The 19,682-nt window shown below is 69.1% G+C and carries 20 protein-coding genes and 1 pseudogene; 8 read left to right on the top strand and 13 right to left on the bottom strand.

Annotation, left to right across the window (positions count from 1 at the left end; translation table 11 throughout):
* Positions 1-2 precede the first annotated feature (2 nt).
* Positions 3-776: a 4,5-DOPA dioxygenase extradiol gene (gene ygiD, locus Q8N10_RS15715; protein WP_304778958.1), complete on the bottom strand. Its 774-nt coding sequence runs from the start codon at positions 774-776 to the stop codon at positions 3-5.
* Between the two features lie 113 nt (positions 777-889).
* Positions 890-2,002, bottom strand: coding sequence for a saccharopine dehydrogenase family protein (locus Q8N10_RS15710; protein ID WP_304778955.1), 1,113 nt, complete (start codon positions 2,000-2,002; stop codon positions 890-892).
* 93 nt (positions 2,003-2,095) lie between these two features.
* On the opposite strand from Q8N10_RS15710, the gene Q8N10_RS15705 reads away from it, so the two are divergent.
* Both Q8N10_RS15705 and Q8N10_RS15700 read left to right on the top strand, forming a co-directional pair.
* A complete protein-coding gene (locus tag Q8N10_RS15705; RefSeq protein ID WP_304778952.1) occupies positions 2,096-2,548 on the top strand; it encodes an Lrp/AsnC family transcriptional regulator in 453 nt (150 codons plus the stop codon).
* A gap of 75 nt (positions 2,549-2,623) precedes the next feature.
* Positions 2,624-3,967 carry a cytochrome P450 gene (locus Q8N10_RS15700; protein WP_304778949.1) on the top strand — a complete coding sequence of 448 codons (1,344 nt, stop codon included), beginning with the start codon at positions 2,624-2,626 and terminating at the stop codon, positions 3,965-3,967.
* A gap of 304 nt (positions 3,968-4,271) precedes the next feature.
* Here the strand turns inward: Q8N10_RS15700 and Q8N10_RS15695 are convergent, their stop codons facing one another.
* Positions 4,272-6,083 carry a methyl-accepting chemotaxis protein gene (locus tag Q8N10_RS15695; protein WP_304778946.1) on the bottom strand — a complete coding sequence of 604 codons (1,812 nt, stop codon included), beginning with the start codon at positions 6,081-6,083 and terminating at the stop codon, positions 4,272-4,274.
* A gap of 267 nt (positions 6,084-6,350) precedes the next feature.
* Between Q8N10_RS15695 and Q8N10_RS15690 the strand changes: the two genes are divergently transcribed.
* Positions 6,351-7,481, top strand: coding sequence for a carbohydrate porin (locus Q8N10_RS15690; protein ID WP_304778944.1), 1,131 nt, complete (start codon positions 6,351-6,353; stop codon positions 7,479-7,481).
* Positions 7,482-7,523: 42 nt separating this feature from the next.
* On the opposite strand, the pseudogene Q8N10_RS15685 reads toward Q8N10_RS15690, so the two are convergent.
* The 3 genes and pseudogenes from Q8N10_RS15685 to greA all read right to left on the bottom strand — a co-directional run.
* Positions 7,524-7,667, bottom strand: a pseudogene (locus Q8N10_RS15685) (transposase); the annotation flags it as partial.
* 168 nt (positions 7,668-7,835) lie between these two features.
* A complete protein-coding gene (locus Q8N10_RS15680; protein ID WP_304778942.1) occupies positions 7,836-8,321 on the bottom strand; it encodes a hypothetical protein in 486 nt (161 codons plus the stop codon).
* Between the two features lie 161 nt (positions 8,322-8,482).
* On the bottom strand, positions 8,483-8,956 hold the full coding sequence (gene greA, locus Q8N10_RS15675; protein WP_304778940.1) for a transcription elongation factor GreA: 474 nt from the start codon (positions 8,954-8,956) through the stop codon (positions 8,483-8,485).
* Between the two features lie 247 nt (positions 8,957-9,203).
* On the opposite strand from greA, the gene Q8N10_RS15670 reads away from it, so the two are divergent.
* Positions 9,204-9,476, top strand: a complete 273-nt coding sequence (locus Q8N10_RS15670) for a hypothetical protein (RefSeq protein ID WP_304778938.1) — start codon at positions 9,204-9,206, stop codon at positions 9,474-9,476.
* Between the two features lie 33 nt (positions 9,477-9,509).
* Here the strand turns inward: Q8N10_RS15670 and Q8N10_RS15665 are convergent, their stop codons facing one another.
* The 6 genes from Q8N10_RS15665 to Q8N10_RS15640 form a co-directional block, all read right to left on the bottom strand.
* On the bottom strand, positions 9,510-10,757 hold the full coding sequence (locus Q8N10_RS15665) for an MFS transporter (protein ID WP_304778934.1): 1,248 nt from the start codon (positions 10,755-10,757) through the stop codon (positions 9,510-9,512).
* Between the two features lie 290 nt (positions 10,758-11,047).
* A complete protein-coding gene (locus tag Q8N10_RS15660) occupies positions 11,048-11,473 on the bottom strand; it encodes an OsmC family protein (protein WP_304778931.1) in 426 nt (141 codons plus the stop codon).
* A gap of 169 nt (positions 11,474-11,642) precedes the next feature.
* Positions 11,643-12,371, bottom strand: coding sequence for a hypothetical protein (locus Q8N10_RS15655; protein ID WP_304778929.1), 729 nt, complete (start codon positions 12,369-12,371; stop codon positions 11,643-11,645).
* 22 nt (positions 12,372-12,393) lie between these two features.
* On the bottom strand, positions 12,394-12,783 hold the full coding sequence (locus tag Q8N10_RS15650) for a hypothetical protein (protein ID WP_304778926.1): 390 nt from the start codon (positions 12,781-12,783) through the stop codon (positions 12,394-12,396).
* Positions 12,784-12,874: 91 nt separating this feature from the next.
* Entirely contained in the window at positions 12,875-13,669 is a 795-nt protein-coding gene (locus Q8N10_RS15645) for a Cof-type HAD-IIB family hydrolase (protein ID WP_304778924.1), read from the bottom strand.
* Between the two features lie 30 nt (positions 13,670-13,699).
* Positions 13,700-14,494 carry a trans-aconitate 2-methyltransferase gene (locus Q8N10_RS15640; protein ID WP_304778921.1) on the bottom strand — a complete coding sequence of 265 codons (795 nt, stop codon included), beginning with the start codon at positions 14,492-14,494 and terminating at the stop codon, positions 13,700-13,702.
* A gap of 81 nt (positions 14,495-14,575) precedes the next feature.
* On the opposite strand from Q8N10_RS15640, the gene Q8N10_RS15635 reads away from it, so the two are divergent.
* On the top strand, positions 14,576-15,853 hold the full coding sequence (locus tag Q8N10_RS15635; protein ID WP_304778918.1) for a C69 family dipeptidase: 1,278 nt from the start codon (positions 14,576-14,578) through the stop codon (positions 15,851-15,853).
* Here the strand turns inward: Q8N10_RS15635 and Q8N10_RS15630 are convergent.
* Entirely contained in the window at positions 15,838-16,854 is a 1,017-nt protein-coding gene (locus Q8N10_RS15630; RefSeq protein ID WP_304778915.1) for an aldo/keto reductase, read from the bottom strand. The genes Q8N10_RS15635 and Q8N10_RS15630 overlap by 16 nt on opposite strands.
* A gap of 145 nt (positions 16,855-16,999) precedes the next feature.
* Here Q8N10_RS15630 and Q8N10_RS15625 point away from each other — a divergent pair, with 145 nt between their 5' ends.
* The 3 genes from Q8N10_RS15625 to Q8N10_RS15615 all read left to right on the top strand — a co-directional run bounded on the left by Q8N10_RS15625 (position 17,000) and on the right by Q8N10_RS15615 (position 19,673).
* Positions 17,000-18,325 carry an aspartate aminotransferase family protein gene (locus Q8N10_RS15625; protein WP_304778913.1) on the top strand — a complete coding sequence of 442 codons (1,326 nt, stop codon included), beginning with the start codon at positions 17,000-17,002 and terminating at the stop codon, positions 18,323-18,325.
* A 36-nt stretch (positions 18,326-18,361) separates the two neighbouring features.
* The gene (locus Q8N10_RS15620) at positions 18,362-19,285 is read left to right on the top strand and encodes a 2-hydroxyacid dehydrogenase (protein WP_304778910.1); all 924 of its coding nucleotides are present in this window, start codon (positions 18,362-18,364) and stop codon (positions 19,283-19,285) included.
* 88 nt (positions 19,286-19,373) lie between these two features.
* A complete protein-coding gene (locus Q8N10_RS15615; protein ID WP_370690205.1) occupies positions 19,374-19,673 on the top strand; it encodes a VOC family protein in 300 nt (99 codons plus the stop codon).
* Positions 19,674-19,682 lie beyond the last annotated feature (9 nt).

Here is a 19,682-nt window from a genome sequence, read left to right as displayed (position 1 = left end):
GATCAGCCGATCTTCGCGCCCAGCATGCTGATCGCGCCCAGGTCGATGTGGTCGTTGAAGAGGGTGACCGGCTCGCCGGGCTCGCTCGCCCCCAGGACGTAGAGCAGCGGCAGATAGTGCTCGTCGACGGCCATCTCGGCCTCCGGGCCGAGGCCTCTGGGGTCTATCAGGGCGGCGTGGTCCCCGGCCGAGAGCCGTCCGCGCACCACGTCGTGGAAACGCTGGGCCCAGGCCAGCGGCGCGGCGTTCTCCGCGCGAACGGCGGCGCGCAGGTTATGGACCACGTCGCCAGACCCCAGGATCAGCACCCCTTCATCGCGCAGGGGCGCCAGACGTTTGCCGACATCGTAGTGGGCCGACATGGGCTGGCTGAGGTCCATGGCCAGTTGCACGACGGGGACGTCGGCGTCGGGGTACATGTGGGCCAGCACTGACCATGCCCCGTGGTCGAGGCCCCAGTCCTGGTCGGCGCGCACAGCCAGGGGCGCCAGCAGCTCGGCGGCGCGGGCGGCCAGGGCGGCGTCGCCGGGCGCGGGATATCGCATGTCGAACAGGGCCTGCGGGAAGCCGCCGAAGTCGTGGATGGTCTTGGGCGCGGCCATGGCGGTCACCGCGGTCTCGCTCAGACCCCAGTGGGCGGAAATCGCCAGGATCGCCTTGGGACGAGGCAGGTCGGCGGCGACGTCGCGCCAGACCTGGGCGTTGGGGCCGCCGAGGGCGTTCATCGGTGTGCCGTGGCCGACGAAGACCACGGGCATGCGGGAGGAGGTGTTCATGTCCTCCATATGGCTACAGCGAGGGTCACGCCAAGAGCGGGGCCTGAAACGCTGCGCCGGCGCGAGTGCAACGGCCAGGGCGCGGACGGGGGCGGGGACGGCTGGCGGGCTCTTCAGGCGACCTTGGCGATCGGGGTCGTGAGGTCGCCCGGCTGGCGGTAGGCCTTGCCGAAGCGGTTGGCGAGGACGTCGGCGAGCGCGATCTCCTCCTGGCGGACATAGCCCTGGCTGGGCAAGCGGCCAGCGGCGAGCAGGTCGAGGACCGTGCAGATGGCCGCCGCCGTGGTGACCTGGATGGCGCTCCAGAAGCCCGCGCCGTGATGTTCGCCCATGACCTTGCCGGCATAGCTCTCCTGCATCAGCCGGCCGTCCCGCCAGCCTGAGGCGGTGACGAAGAACACCACTACGTCCTGCTCGGTGCCGGGAACCGCGCCCTCCAGGACGTCCTTCAGGAGGTCGCGGCGATGCCGCAGGTCGAGGTCGTTCAGCAGGGTCCGCATCAGGGCGCAGTGGCCTGGATAGCGGACCGATTTGTAGTTCAAATTCCTGGCCTTACCGGCCAGAACCTCGGCCAGGGATCCCAGGCCGCCGGAGGTGTTGAAGGCCTCGTAGTTGACGCCGTCGAGGCTGAAGGTTTCCAGGCCTTCGAGGGCCGGGACCTCCCGCTGCTCGCCCTCCACCAAGGCTTCGCAGGGTTCGCAGTACTCATTGATCACCCCCTCGGTGGACCAGGTGAGATTGTAGCCCAGGCTGTTGGAGGGGTAGCGGGGCAGGGCGCCGACCCGCAGGCGCAACTCGTCGATCCGGTCGAAGCTCCGCGCCAGGTCCGCGCCGGCGATGGAGATGAAGCCGGGAGCCAGGCCGCACTGGGGGATGAAGGCGCCCTTGGCCTGCGCGGCCAGGGCCTTGACCCGGCGGGTGGTGGCCACGTCCTCGGTGAGGTCGAGGTAGTGGCAGCCGACCCGGGCGGCGGCCTCGGCGACCAGGCCCGTCAGGTGGAAGGGGGCGGCGGAGAGGACGGCGAAGGCGCCGGTCAGGGCGGCGTCCAGGGCGCCTGCGTCGGCGACGTCCAGCACACATGGTGACAGCCTTGGATGGAAGACAACGGCCTGCAGCGCGGCCGGTGACCGGTCGATCAGGGTCACGGCGTAGTCGCCGCACTCGGCCAGCATCTGGGCGATGACGCCGCCGATCTTGCCGCCGCCGATGACCACGATCCTGCGCATGCTGTCGCTCCCCGGGTTGGAGCTTGACGATGGGGCGGTTTGGGGGCGATCTGAACAGGCAGAGCGTCGGATATGCGCAGCCGGATAAGCAATATGACCAGTACGGCCGACGATATGAAGCTGGACGCCCGGGACCTGGCCCTGGTCAGGCTGCTGGAGACCGACTCTCGACTGCCCACCTCGACCCTGGCCAAACGGCTCGGCGTGTCGCGTACGACGGTGCAGACCCGCATTGACCGACTTGTGACTGCCGAGGTCATCGCAGGGTTCACCATCCGTCTGGGAAAACCCTTGGAATCCAGGATCGTACGCGGACACGTCCTGGTGACGGCGGCGCCCAAGGCCGCCCGACATATAGAGGCCAGTCTGCGCACCATGCCGCAGGTGGAGGCTCTGCACTCGGTGTCGGGGCCCTTCGACATGATCGTCCAGGTGGCCGCAGCCTCCATCGAGGAGCTGGACCAGGTGCTGGACGACATCGGCCTGATCGACGGGGTGGAGCGCACGACCTCCTCGATCATCCTGTCGACGCGAATTCGCAGGTGACGTGAGGGCGCCGTTTGCGTTGCGTAGGGTCACGCGGCGTAGGAGATTCCCCGCAACACAACCGGAGACGCCGCCATGCTTCTGATCAGTGACACCGTGGACGTCGGCGGCGCCAAGGGCCCCGCGCACAAGCCGGTCTATCCGGCCAGCCCCGTGGAGCTGTGGAACCCAGAGGCCTTCACCAAGGGGCCGCCGATGGGCGCCTTCGCCCAGATGCGCCAGGCCTCCCCCATCGCCTGGATGGACGAGCCCGAGGACCGGCCGGGCTTCTGGGCCCTGACCCGCCACGAGGACGTCATGCGGGTGAACGCCGACTACGAGACCTTCTCCTCGCAGCGCGGCGGCATCCTGATGAGCCACCAGCGCTCCGACATGCAGCTGGCCCGCGCCAGCCTCGACACCATGATCAACATGGACGCGCCCTACCACATGCAGCTGCGCCGCGAGCACATGCCCTATTTCACGCCGGCCTATCTGCGCGGGCTGAACGACCGGGTGGAGGGCGAGGTGACCCGCCTGCTGGACGCCATGGCCAAGCAGGGCCGGGTGGACCTGGTGCAGGCCGTCTCGGCCCACCTGCCGCTGTTCACCCTGTGTGAAATCCTCGGCGTGCCCTTAGAAGACCGGCCCAAGTTCCTGACCTGGATGCATTATCTGGAGCTGGCCAACTCCTTCGCCGCCGAGCGCGCCGGCGGTGGCGGCGGTCTGGAGGCGGCCGCCGCCGAGGTGCCGCCGGAGATGCAGGCCTTCCTCGACGCCTTCAAGAACGCCATCCAGGAGATGTTCGACTACGGCCGGCACATGCTGCACAAGCGCCGCCTGGATCCGCAGGCCGACCTGATGAGCGCCATCGCCAAGGCCCAGGTGGACGGCGACCTGCTGGCCGACGAGTACCTCGACGGCTCCTGGCTGCTGATCGTCTTCGCCGGCAACGACACGACCCGCAACACCATCTCCGGCTCGATGCAGCTGCTCAGCGACTTCCCCGACGAGAAGGCCAAGCTGATCGCCAAGCCCGAGCTGATGCCCAACGCCGTGAACGAGTTCATCCGCATGATCAGCCCGGTGATCTATATGCGCCGCACCGCCACCCGCGACGTGGAGGTGGCCGGCCAGCAGATCGCCGAGGGCGAGAAGGTGATCATGTACTACGGCTCGGCCAACCGTGACGCCGCGGTGTTCGCCGACCCCGACCGCCTGGACGTCACCCGCGCCAACGCCGACAAGCACATCGCCTTCGGCTACGGCCCCCATACCTGCATCGGCAAGCGCGTCGCCCAGTTGCAGCTGGAGGCGGTCTATCGCCAGATGCTGGCGCGGTTCCCCGACATCCACCAGTCGGGGCAGATGGACGTGGCGCCGAACAACTTCGTCTATGCGATCCGCTCGATGCCGGTGGAGTTCACGCCGGAGGGGTAGGGGCGCTTCTCCTCGCCCCTTCAGGGGGAGAGGCAGGGTCAGGGAGCCTCCGCGCACCGGAGGTCTTCCTGCGCCGCGCGGGCGTCGCGGCCGAAAGACTTTGAACCACGAACCACACGAACCCCACGAACGGGGGGGCGGCCCCGGGCGGCGCCAATTTCGTACACTTCACTGTAATTCTGAAGCGCGCTCAGCCGCCCTGGCTGAGTGGAGAGCCGTCATGGGCTAAGGCCAGGCCGGGGTTGGGCGAATTTCGCCCGAACGGAGACGAGTTGACCTTGGACTGACAGCACCGATTGGGTGCTTAGGCGGCGCGGCGCTGATACCCGCCGGCTTCGCCTTCGATCTTGAACTGGGCGATCATGGCGAACAGATCCTCGACCTCCCTGCGCAGGGTCTGGGTGGCGGCGGTGGATTCCTCGACCATGGCGGCGTTCTGTTGGGTCACCTGGTCCATGCCGTTGACGGCGATGTTCACCTGATGGAGTCCGGCCGACTGCTCCACGGCCGAGGCGGCGATGGTGGCTACAAGGCTGTCGATGGTGGCGACCTGGCCGGTGATCCGCTGCAGCGCCTCGCCGGCCTGCCCGACCAGGGTCACGCCATGTTCAACCTGGCTTGAAGACGTGGAGATCAAGGATTTGATTTCCTTGGCGGCTTCCGCCGAGCGCTGGGCGAGCGCCCGGACTTCGGAGGCCACGACCGCGAAGCCCTTGCCGGCGTCGCCGGCCCGGGCGGCTTCGACCCCGGCGTTCAAGGCCAGCAGGTTTGTCTGGAACGCGATCTCGTCGATCACCCCGATGATTTGGGTGATCTGGCGCGAGGAGTCCTCGATCTTGCCCATGGCCGAAACCGCCTCGCCGACGATGACGCCGGAGCGTTCGGCCTCCTGCTTGGAGGCGGTGACCACGCCTTGGGTCTCCTTGGCGCCGGCGGCTGAGGTCTTCACCGTGGCTGTGATCTGGTCGAGCGCCGCGGCTGTCTCTTCCAGACTGGCCGCCTGACGTTCAGTGCGGCGCGACAGGTCGTCCGAGGCGGTGCTGATCTCGCCGGTGGAGCTGCGGATGCCCGAGGCGCTGGCGGCGATGGTGCGCATCGTCTCCTGTAGCTTGGTCATGGCGGCGTTGAAGTCGTTGCGCAGCTTCTCATATTCGGACGCAAAGGGGGCGGGCAGACGATGGGCGAGATCGCCCTGCGCCAGGCGCTCGAGGCCGTTGGCGAGGGCATCAACCACCAGGGTCTGTTCCTTGGCCCGTTCGGCCCGCTCTGCGGCGACGCGCAGTTCAGCTTCGGCCTCGGACATCCGGCGCCGCTCGGCGGCCTCGGCCTCCTGTTGAGTTTTGTCGACGATGACGCCCTGGAAGGCGCGGACCGCGCGCGCGATGTCGCCGACCTCGTCCTTGCGCGTTGCGCCCTTCAGGGCGATCTCGGTGCGGCCGGCGGCCAGCTGGCGCATGTCCTCGGTAAGCTCGCGGATCGGGCCCACCACCGTGCGGCGGGCGAACACGATCAGGGTGATGGCGAACGCGACGCCCAGGCCGAACAAAGCAGTCATGGCCTGCTGGGCGAGCTTGGAGCTGGCCTCGGCCTTCGCCGCGGTGGATTGGGCGCGAGCCTCGATGGTCTCAGTGGCCTTGGCCATGGCCCCTTCGAGTTCAGTGAACTGGGTCAGGAAGCCGGGCATGGCGCCCTGGGCGGCGACCGCGTCTCCGCCGGCCAGGTCCACGATGTGCTCGGCGCCGGTGATATAGACCTCCAGCGAACCCTTCACCCCGTCCAGGGCCTGGCGGGTGGCGGGGTCGGTGGCGAGTTTCTCGTTCGCGGCGATGGCGCTGCGGAAGTTGGCGGCGTGTTCCTTCAGGTCGGCGTGGACCTGGTCCATGGAGACGCCGTTGGCCGGGTTGCTGGCCAGCAGGGCCGAGAACACGTCCGCGCGCAGCGCGTCGTGCATCATGTCGGCTTCCATGTGCTGGCGCAGAACGGTCGAGGATTGCAGCGCCATCTGCAGACCGCCGGTCAGGTCCTTGGCGATCCACATGCCCGCGCCGGCCGTGGCCGCGCAAAGCAGGAGGACGGCGGCGCCCGCGGCCATGACCTTGTGATTGATCGTCTTCACGTCGTGCGCACCACTTCAAATAACGAGCTTGATCGAGTCCATGCCAATTGTGGGGGCAGTTTGGTTAATCAAATTACACTGACCTTTGTGCGACAATATCGCGCAGGATAGACGGAAATTCTATTCTGTGTGGAGTGAACACAATCGCGCGTTGTTTTACGGTTGCTTCAGAACAGTCACGTAGAAGAAGCCCAACAAAAGAGTGGTGGGCTGATCATGTCTCTGATCTCGCGAGGGCGAATCCGCACCTCGTTATTGATACTTGCGATGTCCCTGGCCGTGACGACCGGCGCGGCGCGCGCCGAGGGCGCATGGTCTCATGAAGTCACCTACAAGGCTGATGTCATGGGCCCGATCTCAGGCGGCGTCAGCCCGTCTGGCCGGTTCCTCGACAACCTTGATGTGAAGGGCGATCTCGACCTTTCGAAAGCCGCCGGCTGGAACGGCGCTACGCTTCACGGACACATCCTGAACAACAGCGGCGGCCGGCCCAACGACCTGGCGGGGACCCTGCAGGGCGTCGACAACATCGAGGTCTCCCGCGCCCGCACCCGGCTATACGAGCTGTGGCTGGAACAGGCCTTCGCGGACGGCCACGCCACCGTTCGGGCAGGGCTTTACGACCTGAACAGCGAATTCTACACCACGGCGGCCTCGGGCCTGCTGATCGCGCCGCCGTTCGGGGTCGGGTCGGAATTAGCCGCCACCGGCCCCAACGGTCCGTCGATCTTCCCATCCACGACCTTGGCCATCCGGCTGCGCCTGGAGACCGAGCACGCCTACGCTCAGGCCGCCGTGCTCAACGCCAACGCCTCCACGCTCGGCGATCCCCATGGGGTGGACATGGGCCTCGACCGCGGCGCGCTGACCATCGTCGAGGCGGGCCTGACCGGCTCGACGCGGCTGGCCCTGGGGGTTTGGCGCTACACGGTCAATCAGGACGATATTCGCGACCTGACCCCCGCCGGCGATCCCGTGCGTCGCGCAGCCCAGGGCGCCTATCTCCTGGCCGAGCACGCCTTCACAGCGCAGGACGCGACGGGCCCCTCCGTGCGCGGCTTCCTGCGCGCCGGGATCTCCGACGGCGACACCAGCCCGTTCCGCGGCGGCTGGCAGGCTGGCGTCCTGGTTGAGAAGGTGTTCGTCTCGCGGCCCGACAGCGCCTTCTCGGTGGGCTTGGAGCAGGGCTACCTGTCAAAGAAGCAGCGCGCCAATGACAGGGACGCCGGCAAGAACCCGGCCCATGCCGAGAGCAGCCTGGAGATCACCTATTCCGACAAGCTGACGCCCCGCATCACGCTCCAGCCCAACCTGCAGTATTTCCGCTATCCCGGTGGCGACCGCCAGGCGCGCGACGCGATCACCGCGGGCCTGAGGCTAACCCTCGACCTGAGCTGAGGCGGCCCGGGCCACCGGTGCGACTCGCGCTAGAGTCCGGACTCATTTGGCCCAGTAGCTGACGATGGCTGCGATGAGGACGCCGGCGAGGAAGTTGTCGGCGAGCTTGTCGTAGCGTGTAGCGACACGGCGATAATCCTTGAGCCGTGCCCAGATGCGCTCGACGGTGTTTCGCTGTCGATAGGCGACCGTGTCGGAGGGGAATTACGGTGGCAGTGCACCAAATTCAGCGACCTCGGCTTACCTGCGAAGGCAGGGATTTGAGCGCACCGTCACCGTATGTCGAACATCCGCCTGCGAGCCGAACGCCAGCCCGTCCTGCGTCGCCGTGGCGACGGCGCCATGCGGCCGGGTTCAGCGGCCGACGACGAAGCCTTCGGAAGGATCGACCCAGAGCACGCGCATGTCGAAATCCGGGCGTCGCACGCCGTCGACGCGAACCTGGGCCATGAGGGCGTCGGCGTCAGGAACGTAAGAGGTGCAGATCTCTCGATCGGCGATGGATGAGGTTGTGGTCGCCACCGCCGCCCGCAGGGTCGCCGTCACATCCGCGGACGCCGGGGCGCCGTTGACAGTGAAGGCGCCCGCATCGGGCGAACTGATCTTCCCGCAGACAGCCCCGTCCTTGATCTCGACAGGCGCCATCGATGTCATGACGATCGCCGGCTGGGGGTTCAGCAGCACCACGGCCGTATTCTGGATCGTTCCATCCGCCGCGCGCGCGTAGCGGCCGATAGACTGGCAGGTCTTCTGGTCCCGGTCGGGGTTGTGACACTGCACACGTCCTTGCCAGGCCGGTGCGATCGGATCGACAGGGGCGGCGGCGGCCTGGAGCAGCATGAGCGTCGCAATGAACATGCAGTGGAGTATGGCCGGCCCGCTGCAGCCAAGCTAGACGCGCCGAATGTTCACTTACCGGCTCGATGCGAACTTCTGCTCCTGGCGCATCCAAGACCTCGGCGGTTCGACCGCTCGGATCGACCTACGAAAAGGTCCGGGGATCAGATCCACTCGACCTTGGTGACCTCGTAGGCCGTCAGGCCGCCGGGGCTTTTCACCTCGACGAGGTCGCCGCTCTCCTTGCCGATCATCGCACGCGCGATGGGGGAGGTGATCGAGATGCGGCCCTGCTTCACGTCGGCCTCATGCTCGCCGACGATCTGGTAGCGGGCGGGCTTCTCGGTCTTCTGGTCGATGACGGAGATGGTGGCGCCGAACTTGATCTGGGTTCCCGACAGCTTGCTGACGTCGATGACCTGGGCGCGGGCGATCATGTCGCCGATCTGGACAATCTGTCCTTCGATCCACCCCTGCCGGTCCTTGGCGGAATGGTACTCGGCGTTCTCCTTCAGGTCGCCGTGCAGGCGCGCCTCGCCGATCGCCACGGTCACGGCGGGCCGCTCGATGGTCTTCAGCCGCTTCAAGTCTTCGTCCAGGGCGCGGTAGCCCTGAGCGGTCATCGGCACTTTATCCATGGCGGTGGGTGACCCTGGGGACAATGGTGGACCCGGACGACAGGCGCAGACGTCCGCGGCGGGGGGGGGCGCCTTGAGCGATCGCCGAGGGCCGCGTCCGGTTAGCACGATCACCGCCGGAAGTCCGGTCGCCGATGTCTCAGCCCGAACCTCGGCTCCGCGCGCAAGGTCCGCCGCCGGCGCCCGGAGGGGCTTGCCCGTCGCGGGGCGGAGGCTCATCTTTCCGGCAGCACCCAGGAGGCAGGCCATGAGCGAGGCGGTGGGTCCCGGAGACCTGGTCATCTGCGTCAATGTCGCCCCCAACCACGCCACGGGCCGGCCGACGCCCCTGGTGGCGGGGGAGAGCTACCGGGTGTTCGCGGTCATGGAGTTCGCCTGCCCCTGCGGGCGGTCCGACGCCCTGCTGGATGTCGGGGTCGATTTCGCCTGGTGTCAGACCCGCTTTCGCCTGCTGCCCAAGCCCAAGGCCCAGACCCGGACGCGGCGCGTCACGGCGCCCAAGGAGATGGAGCCGGTCTGAGGGCCTGCCGGCGGCAGAGTCGGCGGGCCGCGGTCACGCCGCGTCCAGCTCGATCCCCTTGACGCGGCGCAGGGCCGGCGAGGTCAGGGCGATGAGCGGTCCCACCGCCAGGCCGGCGGCGGCGACGAACAGGGTTTCGCGGACGCCGATGAGGCCGCCGAGCGCGCCGAGGGCCAGGGCGCCCACCAGCATGGTCCCGCCGCCGACGGCCTTGAAGGCGCCCGCCGCGCGGCCCAGGGTTTCCTGGGGCAGGACCGTCTGGCGCAGGGAGGCCGCGAGGACGTCGTGGATGACGGAGGTGGAGTCTCCCAGCAGCTGGGAGACGATCAGCATCGCCATCCCGAGCGCCGGGGCGGCGGGCGACAGGGGGATCAGCAGGGCGCTGGCGGCGGAGGCCAGGGCCATGATCAGGATGGCGGGGCCTGCCCCCAGGCGCCTGGCCACCGGGGCCGCCAGCCCCGCGCCGATCAGGGCGCCGAGGCCGCCAAAGGCCACGGTGATCCCCAGCATAACGGGCGTCAGCTCGAGGGTGCGCAGAGCAAACAGCACGTAGAGGGCCGCGAAGCCGCCGCCGAACAGGCCGTTGCAGGCGGTCATCACCAGCAGGGGCCGGACGCGGGGCTCGGCCCAGGCGACGCGGAAGCCCTGGGTCAGGTCGGCCACCCAGGGCTGGGGCGCGACGGGCGCAGGCTCGGGCTCGACCTTCCGGATGCCGGCGAGGAAGAGGGCCGAGACCAGATAGGTCACCGCATTGACCGCGATCGCGAAGGGGGCGGTGAGCAGTTGGAAGAGCAGGCCCGCCAGGGCCGGGCCGCCCAGCTCGGCCACCGACTCCGTGGCCGAGAGCCTGGAATTGCCGTCCACCAGCCGCTCGGTTCCGATCAGGGCCGGCAGATAGGCGTGATCGGCCATGTCGAACAGCACGCTGGCGGCCCCCACCAGGGCGGCGGCGGCCAACACCTGCCACAGGGAAAGCCAGCCCATCCAGGCGGCGATAGGCACGGTGATGAGCACGGCGGCCCGGATCAGGTCGGTGGCGATCAGCACCGGGCGGCGGTGGCGGCGGTCCACGAAGCCGCCTCCGAACAGCCCCACGAAGAAGGCCGGGCCATAGGACAGCGCGGCCAGCACGCCGAGTGTCGCGGGGCTGGCCCCCAGGGTCAGGACCGCCGTCATCGGCAGGCCCTCGCGGGTGATGCGGGCGCCGAAGGTGGAGACCGCCTGGGCGGCCCACAGCTTCATGAAATCGCGGTCGCGCGTCAGGGGGACAGGCGGGGGCATTGGGAAAGTCCGTCGAGGTGGCTCGGCCGCGCGGGGCCGCGAACCCGCGGCGCGGTGCGGGCGCTGAGGGCGAGCGCGATATTTGTCAGCCGCCTCGGACGCTTGCCTTGGGGCAGGTTGGCCGGGCGGGGGCGTGAGGTCAAGCTTGTGGGATTTTCCTCCCCTGTGAAGCGGAGCGAAACGGGGGAGGAAAGGTTGACTCCGTAGGTCTCGATCGATCGCACGACGCCGTTGGTCAGGCGCTGAGACCGCTGCGCTGTGTCGAGGGCCGCTTCATCGGCGCTGGGGGACTAGGTCTCAGGCGCCGCGATGGCGGACTTGCGGAGGATCCTGCCGGTGAGGGGGAGGGCGGCGGCGACGGTGTTGGAGATGGTCCCGTACTTCCGCACATTGGTGTGCAGGAGGTCCAGCCGATGGTCGCTCTCGTCGGTGTCGACGATCAGCTCATAGTCGATGGAGACCATCTTCGGCGGGCTGTCCTGTCGCTCGCCGTGCAGGCGCACCTCCACGCCGCGCAGCTCGAAGGCCAGCAGGGGCGTGACCCGCTCCACGCCCTTGATCATGCAGGCGGCGACGGAGGCCAGGAACAGCTCGGCCGGGTTGAAGGCGTCCGGCCGCCCCTTCACGTCGGTGTCGAGCAGGATCTGGGCCTCCTTCGTCGTCGCCAGGCCGCCATGGGCGTCGACCCTGCGGGCCTCGACCCGATATTCCAGCATGGCGGAGTCCTTTGGTGGATGGGGCGCGACGGCGTCGCTCCGGGCCTTGATAGACCCGCCAGGGTCCACCCACCCTGAGCCAGATCAAAGGGGGGCGGCTGCAGAACACGCCAAAAGGCCCCCCGGCATGAGCCGGGGGGCCTGGAGGTCGAGGTCTTGAGGCCTTTGACTAGATGTTCGTGCCGGGGATCGGGGCGGTGATCCCGGCGGGGCGACGCTCGCCATCGGTGTCGAGGCTGTCGTCGCGGCCGTCCTGGTTCATGAAGGAGCGGCTCTCGCCGTAGCGCTGGCGTTCGCGAACGACTTCATCGGCGGTGTAGGGGGCCGCGTCGTGGTCGAAGCGGCTCCAGCCGCTGGCGCGGTAGTCCGATCCCCGCGTCAGGGCGTCGACACCCTGATGCTGGTTGAGGATCTGATCGACGCGGTCGGCGTCCTCGTCCTTGGCCTTGACGCTGACCAGGGTGCCGCCGCGGCGGACGCCCTCGGCATAGACGTGGGCGTCCTCGTCGGAGTGACCAGCGTCCTTCAGGGCGCCGAGCACGCCACCGGTGGCCGCGCCAGCCGCTGCGCCGGCGGCGGCGCCGACGACGGTGGAGACGAGCCAACCGGCGGCGACCACGGGGCCGAGGCCGGGGATGGCCAGCATGCCGAGGCCGGCCAGCAGGCCGCCGCCGGCGCCAAGCAGGCCGCCCTTGGTGGCGCCCTCGGCCGCGCCTTCAGCGGTCTCGTTGTCGTCGTCGAGGTCGGCCTTGTCGTGGCGATGGCCCTCGTGCCAGTTGTCAGCGTTGCTGGCCACCAGGCTGATATCGTTGTGGGAAATGCCCGCGCGTTCCAGTTCGGAGACGGCGGTCATGGCTTCGGTGTGGCTGTTGAATAGACGTGAGACAGTGCGGCTCATGGTGAGCTCCTAAGCTTTGAGGTTAGCGGGCGGTGACGGCGCCCTTGAAGTCGAGCGACACGTCCATGGACTTGCCGTCCTTCATGGCCTTGGCGGTCCAGATGCCGTCGGCGCCCTTCATCAGGCCGGTGACGTCGGTGTAGCCGGCCTTCTCGATGTGGCCCTTGGCCTGGCCTTCGGTGAAGGAGTTGGAGGCCGCCTCGGGGGCGACGTCCGAGGCCGTGGCGCCGGCGTCGACCGCGTCGTTGGCGGCGGGCGGTGAGACAGCGCCTCCGGCGGCCATGGCGTTGGCGCTGGCGTCGCTGGCGGCGGCCGAGGTGTCGGTCGCGGTTTCCGACGCGGGCTTGGAACAGGCCCCCATGAGGGCCAGGGTCAGAGCGGCGCCCGCAAGGGCCCCCATTGCATTTCGCATGAACGTTTCTCCGGAGATTGAGGCCCAACCAGCGCCTCAAACCCGGTGTTCGTTCCGACAGCCCAGCTTGAAATCTACGGGCGGCGTCGCTTCACCCCAGCAGGGTTTCGATCACCTGGGCCACGCCGTCGTCCTCGTTGGCGGCGGTCGTCTCGCGGGCGGCGGCCAGCACCGCGGCGTGAGCGTTGGCGACGGCGACACCGCGGCCGGCGGCCATCAGCATGGGAATGTCGTTGGGCATATCCCCGAAGGCGATGATCTCGTGGGCCTCGATCCCCAGATCGGCGCCCAGGTGGAGCAGGCCGCTGGCCTTGGACACGCCAAGGGCGCCGAACTCCACGAAGGGGGCGCCCGAATGGGTGACGGCCACGCGGTCGCCGGCCAGGGACCGGATCAGGGCGTGCAGATCGTCGATCTCGTGGGCCGGATGGTGGACCAGGATCTTGACCAGGTCCTCGTCGCAGAGGCTGTGGACGGGCTCCACCCGGGGCTCTTGGTGGTGGACGAAGCCGTCGAACATGGAGAGCGGGAAGGCGTCCTCGCGGCCCACCTTGTGGCCGTGCTCGGTGGCGAAACTGAAGTCGGGGTCGGACCGGCGCAGTTCGCCGATCAGCTCCAGGGCCACCGCCGTGGGCAGGGCCTCATGACGCATCACCCGGGCCTCGGTCAGGTCGTAGAGCAGGGCGCCGTTGGAGCAGACCGCCATGCCGGTGATCCCCAGGTCGTCGGCGATGTGGTGGACATCCCGCGGCGGCCGGGCGGTGACGAAGGCCACGGCGATGCCGGCTTCGCGCGCATTGGCGAGGGCTTGCCGCGTGCGCGCCGAGATCGAGCCGTCCCGCCGCAGCAGGGTGCCGTCGAGGTCGGTGGCTATGAGGCGGATCATGGTCGCTTTTGATCGCGCGGCGGGAGTCGGTCAAGCCACGAGAGGTGTGGCGCGGGGCCGCCCCCACCAGAGGGTGCAGGAGATCTCGAAGGTGACCTTGCCGTCCCGGGCATAGGGGGCGACGACGGCGCGCAGGTCGGCGTCGAAGCCCTCGGCGCGGGCGCCCATCTTGGCGCGGGACCAGGTGGCCCGCGAATGCTCGGCCTCGATCAGGTCGTCGACGGCTTGGGTGACGGGGGCGGTGAAGACCTCGGTGGCGGCCAGGTCGAACCAGGGCTGGTGGCCGATGATGCGGGCGGTGTGCGCCGGGTCCTGCCACTGGCCGCCCAACTTGCCGACCCAGTCGACGATGGTCTGGTCCCAGGCCTTGATCCACGGCGCGTCCGCTGGCCCGTCGCCGCCGAGGATGGCCATGACGCCGTCCGAGGCGATGGCGGCGGCGAGGCGGGGGAACAGCCGCGGGGCGTCCATCCAGTGGATGCTGGCGCCGGCGGTGATCAGGTCGAGGCCGGCAGGGAGGGGGAGGTCCTCAGCCAAGGCCTCCGTCCAGGCGATATGCGGGTTGGCGCCGGCGTCCAGGGTCTGGGCCAGGCGCAGCATGGCGGCCGAGGGATCGACGGCCAGGACCTCGGCGAAATGGGGCGCGAGGGTGAGGGTCAGCTTGCCGGGGCCGCAGCCGAGGTCGAGCAGGCGGTCGCGGCCGGGGGTGAGCGCCAGCAGGCGGTCGAACAGGGCGGGCGGATAGGGCGTGCGGTGGACATAGGCCGCCACGACGCCCTCGTCCTCGAATTCGGCGCCGGTGTTCTGGGCTGCTGTCGCGGCCATGTTCGCCTCCCCTGGCTTTGATCTGACCTTGGGGCTTGTTGGGAGGCTGGCAAGTGGGCTGTGCCCCGATAAGCTTACCCGATGTGCGACACCCTGGTAGCCCTGGCCCCCGAGACCCCGCGCGGGAAGCTGCTGTTCGCCAAGAACAGCGACCGGGAGCGCAACGAGGCCCAGGTGCTGGAGATGCATCCGCGGCGGACGGGCGGCGGGGATCTGAAGCTCACCTACATCACCATCCCCGACGTGGCGCAAACCCAGACGGTGTTGATCAGTCGGCCCTGCTGGATGTGGGGGGCGGAGATGGGCGCCAATGAGCATGGGGTGGTGATCGGCAACGAGGCGCTGCATGCCCGCGTCCCGGCCCAGCGCAAACGGGCGCTGACGGGGATGGACCTGGTGCGGCTGGGGCTGGAGCGGGGCGCGAGCGCGGGTGAGGCGCTGGCGGTGATCATCGGCTTGCTGGAGCAGCACGGCCAGGGCGGCGACTGCGGCCACCTGGGGCGGTTTTACTATCACAACGGCTTCATCATCGCAGACCGCGCCGAGGCCTATGTGCTGGAGACGGTGGGGCGCGACTGGGTGGTGGAGAAGGTCGCCGGGCGGCGGTCGTTGTCCAACGCCTATTCGATCGGGGCCGACTGGTCGGCGATCAGTCCGGGGCTGGCGGCGCAGGGGGCCGGGCGGTTCGACGTGGCGGCCCAGCTGATCGACGCGGCGCGCGACGCCATAAGCTTCGGCCGCGGACGCTGCGCGCGGGGGCAGGCGCTGCTGGACGGGGCGGGCGCGGCCCTGACCCCCGGAGCGATGATGGCCATCCTGCGCGACCACGGGGAGACGGCCGACTGGAGCCCGGCCAATACGGTGGGGCGGACAATCTGCATGCACGCCGCGCAAGGGCCGCGCCGCAGCCAGTCGGTGGCCTCGATGGTGTCGGAAGTCGGGAGCGAGCGCGCCGTGCATTGGGTGACCGCCACCTCGGCGCCCTGCACCAGCCTGTTCAAGCCGGTGCTGTTCGAAGCCGGCCCGCCGCCGGTGGGGCCGGCGCCCACCGACACCTATGACAGCGAGAGCCTGTGGTGGCGCCATGAGCGCCTGCACCGGGCGCTGCTGGCCGATCATGCGGCGGGCATGGCGCTGATCGCCGACGAACGGGACGCGCTGGAGGCGGGGTTCCGGGCGCGGATCGACGCGGCCGATGATCTGTCCGCCGCCGTCGCCCACTGCTGGCGGGAGGCCGCCCAGGCCGAGGTCCGCTGGGCGGCGGCGCTCAAGCCTGCTCGGTCGGGCGGCTCAGCCTACGCCCGGAGCTGGGCGCGGCTGAACCGCGTGGCGGCGCTGCCGCGTCAGCCCATCGGGTAGAGGATTTCCTTGGAGATGGCGTCGATCTTCGACAGCACTTCGGCCGACAAGGTGACGTCGGCGGCGGCGAAGATGTCGGGGAGTTGCTCTTCCTTGGAGACGCCGACGATGGTGGAGGCGACGAAGTCGTGCTGCTTGCTCCAGGCGGTGGCCAGCGTCACCGGCGACATCCCGGCCTCGGCGGCGACAGCCGCGAAGCGTTCGGTGGAGGCCAGGGACTTCTCATTGACGAAGCGTTGGGCCATCACCGCCTGGCGGCCGCCGAGCGCGATGTAGCGGGAGAAGCGCGCGCCTTCCGGGGTCGCCCCGCCCTGGTACTTGCCCGACAGCACGCCGCCGGCCAGGGGCGAGAAGGGGATCAGGCTGACGCCCTCCTGGCGGCAGGCCTGAGCCAGCTCGTCCTCAAAGCGGCGGTTGTTGAGGCTGAAGTTGTTCTGGATGGTCTGGTAGCGGGCGACGCCGAGGCGTTCGGAGGTCGCCACGCTCTTCATCAGGCCCCAGGTGGTCTCGTTGCTGCAGCCGATGGTGCGCACCTTGCCCTCGCGGATCAGCTCGTCGAGGGTCTCCATCGTCTCGTCATAGGCGACGCCGTGGTCGGGCCAGTGGGTCTGGTAGAGGTCGATATAGTCGGTGCCCAGGCGCTTGAGGCTGGCCTCGACGGCGCGGGTGATGTTGTGGCGGTCGAGCGCGGTCATGCCGGCCCGCTGGGCGCCCTTAATCCAGCCGTGGCTGGGGCCGCAGACCTTGGTGGCGAGGATCACCTCGTCGCGGCGCTTGGTTTTCAGCCAGCGGCCGACGATCTCCTCGGTGCGGCCGGCCCATTCCTCGCTGGGCGGCACCGGATAGTTCTCGGCGGCGTCGAAGAAGTTGATCCCGGCCTCCAGCGACTTGTCGAGGATGCGGTGGGACTCCGCCTCATCCACCTGGGAGCCGAAGGTCATGGTCCCCATGCAGATCTTGGAGACGACGATGGCGCTCTTGCCGAGGCGATGGGTCTGCATGAATGGGCGTCCTTGAAATAGGCGGCGGCCAACGGCGGCGCTTCAATGGCTTGGCAGATAGGCGCTTGCCCCACGCCTGCGCAAGGCGGCGGCTGGCGGTTGTTGGGCGAACATGATTGCCTGCAGGGGTGATGGGAGACCGAGCATGAGCGCCGACTTCGGAGACAACCACCCGGATTTCGCGGCGTGGTGGATGCCGTTCACCGCCAACCGGCAGTTCAAGGCCGATCCGCGGCTGCTGACGGAGGCTCGCGGCATGTACTACCGCGCCGCCGACGGGCAGGAGGTGTTGGACGGGACCTCGGGGCTGTGGTGCGTCAACGCCGGGCACGGGCGCGCGGAGATCGCCGAGGCGGTTCGGCGCCAACTGATGACGCTGGATTTCGCGCCCTCGTTCCAGATGGGCCATCCGATCGGGTTCGAGTTCGCGCAAGCCCTGACGAAGATCGCGCCGGCCGGGATGGACCGGGTGTTCTTCACCAACTCCGGCTCGGAGTCGGTGGACACCGCGCTGAAGATCGCCATGGCCTATCACCGAGCGCGCGGCGAGGGGCAGCGGGTCAAGCTGATCGGGCGCGAGAAGGGCTATCACGGGGTGGGCTTCGGCGGCCTGTCGGTGGGTGGGCTGGTGAACAACCGGCGCAGCTTCGTGACCCTGCCCGGCGTCGATCACCTGCCATCGACCTATGACCTGGCGCGCAACGCCTTCTCGCGCGGCCTGCCGGTCCATGGGGCGGAAAAGGCCGACGCCCTGGAGGGGCTGATCGCCTTGCACGGGGCCGAGACCATCGCCGCGGTGATCGTCGAGCCGGTGGCGGGGTCGGCCGGCGTGCTGCCGCCGCCGGTGGGCTATCTGGCGCGCCTGAGGGAGATCTGCGACCGGCACGGCATCCTGCTGATCTTCGACGAGGTGATCACCGGGTTCGGGCGGGTCGGCGCGGCCTTCGCATCCCAGGCCTTCGGGGCGACGCCGGACATCATGACCACGGCCAAGGGCCTGACCAACGGAGTTATTCCCATGGGGGCGGTGTTCGTGCGCCGGGCGGTGCACGACGCGGTGGTGCAGGGTCCGGAGGGCGCGATCGAGTTCTTCCACGGCTACACCTATTCCGGCCATCCCGTGGCCTGCGCGGCTGGGCTGGCGGTGCTGGAGATCTATGCCCGCGAGGAGCTGTTCGGCCGGGTCGCGGCCCTCGCGCCGCTGTGGGAGGCGGCGCTGCACGCGCTGCGCGCCGCGCCCCACGTCATCGACATCCGCAATGTGGGCCTGATGGGCGCCATCGAGCTGTCGCCCCGCGACGGAGCGCCCGGCGCGCGGGGCTATGAGGTGCTGGTGAGCGCGCTGAAGGCGGGCCTGCTGGTGCGGGCCACGGGGGACACCATCGCGCTGTCGCCGCCGCTGATCATCTCGCAGGCGGAGATCGACAAGCTGACCGGGATCCTGGGCGGCGTGCTGGCGGCGATCGCCTGAGCACGGCTATAGAAGGGCCGCCCTTCGGAGAGCCCCATGCCCCACACCGTGCTGATCTCCCACCCCATGCTGTCGCTCATGCAGGCGAGGCTGGAGGCGAAGGGCTACCGGGTCGTGCGGCGCTGGGAGATGGCCGACGGGGAGGCCCAGGCGGTGGAGGCCATCGTCCATGCCGGCGAGATCTACCTGACCGCCGACTTTCTGGAGAGCCTGACCAACCTCAAGCTGATCGCCAATGTCAGCGTCGGCTATGACGGGGTCGACGTGCCCTGGTGCCGGGCGCGGGGGATCGAGGTGTCCCACGCCGACGGGCTGAACGCCGAGGACGTGGCCGACCATGCGCTGGGCCTGCTGATCGGCGGCTGGCGCAACATCGTGGCCGGCGACCGGATGCTGCGGGCGGGGCGCTGGAACCATGACCGCCTGGAGATCGGGCCGGGGCTGAAGGGCCAGCGCGTGGGGATCATGGGGCTGGGCCATATCGGCGTGGCGGTGGCCAGGCGGGTGGAGGCCTTCGGCATGACGGTGGCCTGGTGGGGACCCAACGAAAAGCCGGACGCCGCCTGGCCCCGGGCCGAGAGCCTGCTGGCGCTCGCCCAGGACAGTGACATCCTGGTGGTGGCCTGCCGCGCCGATGTGTCCAACCGCCAGGCGGTGAACGCCGAGGTGATCGAGGCGGTGGGTGCCAAGGGGATGATCGTCAATGTCGCGCGGGGCTCGGTGATCGACGAGGACGCCCTGATCGCGGCGCTGAAAGCGGGCCGGCTGGGCCGGGCGGGGCTGGATGTGTTCGCCACCGAGCCGACGCCGACAGAGCGCTGGGAGGGCGTGCCGAACACGGTGCTGACCCCGCACAGCGCCGGGGGCACAGTGGATTCCCTGCCCTCGATGATCGGTCAGACCTTCGAGAACCTGCGCCGCCACTTCGCCGGCGAGGCCCTGCTGAGTCCGGTCGCCTAGGAGGCAGGATCATGGCCAAAGTCCTTGGAATCGGTGGGTTTTCTTCAAAACCTCAGACCCGGCCGCCCTGGCCGCCTGGTACCATCGGGTGCTGGGATTCGGCGGCGGCCCGTGGCCGGGCGCCATGTGGCCCCACGGGGACAAGGGCTACACCCTCTGGTCGCCGTTCGAGGCCGACACCACATATTTCGAGCCCTCGGCCTCGCCGTTCATGATCAATTTCATCGTCGATGATATGGACGGGGTGCTGGCCCGCGCCGCCGCCGAAGGGGTTGAACCCACCGGTCGCGACGACTCCGATCCCAACGGGCGCTTCGCCTGGCTGATGGATCCGGCTGGTCTGAAGATCGAACTCTGGGAGCCGGCGGTCGCCCCTCCCGAGGCTTGACATAAAGAC

This window comes from Phenylobacterium sp., from assembly GCF_030693625.1.
Lineage (GTDB): Bacteria > Pseudomonadota > Alphaproteobacteria > Caulobacterales > Caulobacteraceae > Phenylobacterium > Phenylobacterium ferrooxidans.
Note: the sequence above shows the minus strand (reverse complement) of the source record. Positions and strands in the feature narration are given on the sequence as shown.